Annotated in this window: 3 protein-coding genes; 1 reads left to right on the forward strand and 2 read right to left on the reverse strand. The window is 67.8% G+C overall.

Going from position 1 to position 1,552, the window contains the following annotated elements; genetic code table 11:
* Positions 1–125: 125 nt before the first annotated feature.
* A complete protein-coding gene (gene apaG, locus FKP22_RS29935) occupies positions 126–500 on the reverse strand; it encodes a Co2+/Mg2+ efflux facilitator ApaG/CorD (protein ID WP_141291860.1) in 375 nt (124 codons plus the stop codon).
* A gap of 87 nt (positions 501–587) precedes the next feature.
* Here apaG and rpe point away from each other — a divergent pair, with 87 nt between their 5' ends.
* Positions 588–1,274: a ribulose-phosphate 3-epimerase gene (gene rpe, locus FKP22_RS29940; protein ID WP_141291861.1), complete on the forward strand. Its 687-nt coding sequence runs from the start codon at positions 588–590 to the stop codon at positions 1,272–1,274.
* 4 nt (positions 1,275–1,278) lie between these two features.
* Here rpe and FKP22_RS29945 read toward each other — a convergent pair.
* A partial coding sequence (locus FKP22_RS29945) for an EamA family transporter (protein ID WP_141291862.1) occupies positions 1,279–1,552 on the reverse strand: 274 nt, incomplete at its 5' end.

Here is a 1,552-nt window from a genome sequence, read left to right on the forward strand (position 1 = left end):
TGGCTCGGCCGGCACGCTGCGCAGCCACTCCAGCAGCCGCACCATCCACAAATGGCGCTCGACCGCCGGGGCGTTGGGGTCGGCTGCATTGAGCAGCGCCGTCAGGTCCCAGCGCTGGCCTGCCATCAGTGCAGGGCCTGCGGCAGCAGCAGCTCGAACTCGGGCACGGGCGTCTCGAACCAGTGCGCGTCTTCGCTGATGCAGAAGAAGGTGCCCTTCATCTGGCCGCGCGGGGTGGCCAGCCGGGTCCAGCTGGTGTACTCGAACTGTTCGCCGGGCTTGAGCACCGGCTGGTGGCCGACGACGGCCAGGCCGCGCACCTGCTCCTCATGGCCGGCGCTGTCGGTGATGATCCAGTGTCTTGCGACGAGCTGGGCGGTCACCGGTCCGGTGTTGCGCACGGTGATGGTGTAGGCGAAGGCATAGACCTGCTCCGAGGAAGAAGACTCTTCGGGCAGGTATTGCGTCACCACCGTGCAGGCGAATTGGGCAGGGGTCATGGGCGAATCCTAGCAAGCCCTCCTAAAATTCGCGGTTTTCCCCGCCAGGCCACGGCTATTTGCCGCCCCCAACCCGCTCGCTCCACCATGTCCAGCAAGACCTTTCGCATCGCGCCCAGCATCCTGTCTGCCGACTTTGCCCGCCTGGGCGAGGAGGTGCGCGCCGTGCTCGCCGCCGGTGCCGACTGGATCCATTTCGACGTGATGGACAACCACTACGTGCCGAACCTGACCTTCGGCCCGATGGTCTGCGAGGCGCTGAAGAAACATGCCGTGAAGCCGGACGGCACGCCCGCGCCGATCGATGTGCACCTGATGGTGCAGCCGGTGGACGCGCTGGCCCAGGCCTTCGCCAAGGCCGGTGCCGACATCATCACCTTCCACCCCGACGCCTCGACCCATGTGGACCGCACGCTGCAGCTGATCAAGGCCGAAGGCTGCCAGGCCGGCCTGGTGTTCAACCCGGCGGCCGGCGTGGAGGTGCTGGAGTGGGTCATCGACAAGGTCGACGTGGTGCTGCTGATGAGCGTGAACCCCGGCTTCGGCGGCCAGAGCTTCATCGAGAACACGCTGAAGAAGGCCGAGCAGGTGCGCAAGATCATCGACGCCTCCGGCCGCGACATCCGCCTGGAGATCGACGGCGGCGTGAAGGTCGACAACATCCGCCGCATCGCCGACGCTGGTGCCGACACCTTCGTGGCCGGCAGCGCGATCTTCGGCAAGCCGGACTACAAGGCGGTGATCGACCAGATGCGCGCCGAGCTGGCGCGCTGAGGCTTCACCGCGCGCAGGCCGCCGCTGGCGCTGTCGGAAGGCGTGAACCGCTGGCCGTCTGACGTTGCGATGCGGTGTGCAGCAGCAGCGCCCCGATCACCATCGCCACGCCCAGCAGCTCGCGGCCGTTGGGCACATGCCCCAGCAGCGCGCCCAGCAGCAGGGCTGAGACGGGGACCAGGTTCAGGAAGGCCGTGCCGGTGACGGCGCCCAGCGTCTTCACGCCACGGTTGAAGGCCAGCACGGCCAGCGCCGAGGGCACCAGGCCGATGTAGGCC

Origin of the sequence: Ideonella azotifigens (genome assembly GCF_006519715.1) — a bacterium.
Classification (GTDB): Bacteria; Pseudomonadota; Gammaproteobacteria; order Burkholderiales; family Burkholderiaceae_C; genus Ideonella; species Ideonella azotifigens.

What these genes read in the sequence shown, in the direction of transcription:
- apaG (WP_141291860.1), bottom strand. Translation starts at nt 500, where the DNA reads ATGACCCCTGCCCAATTCGCCTGCACGGTGGTGACGCAATACCTGCCC.
- rpe (WP_141291861.1), top strand. Translation starts at nt 588, where the DNA reads ATGTCCAGCAAGACCTTTCGCATCGCGCCCAGCATCCTGTCTGCCGAC.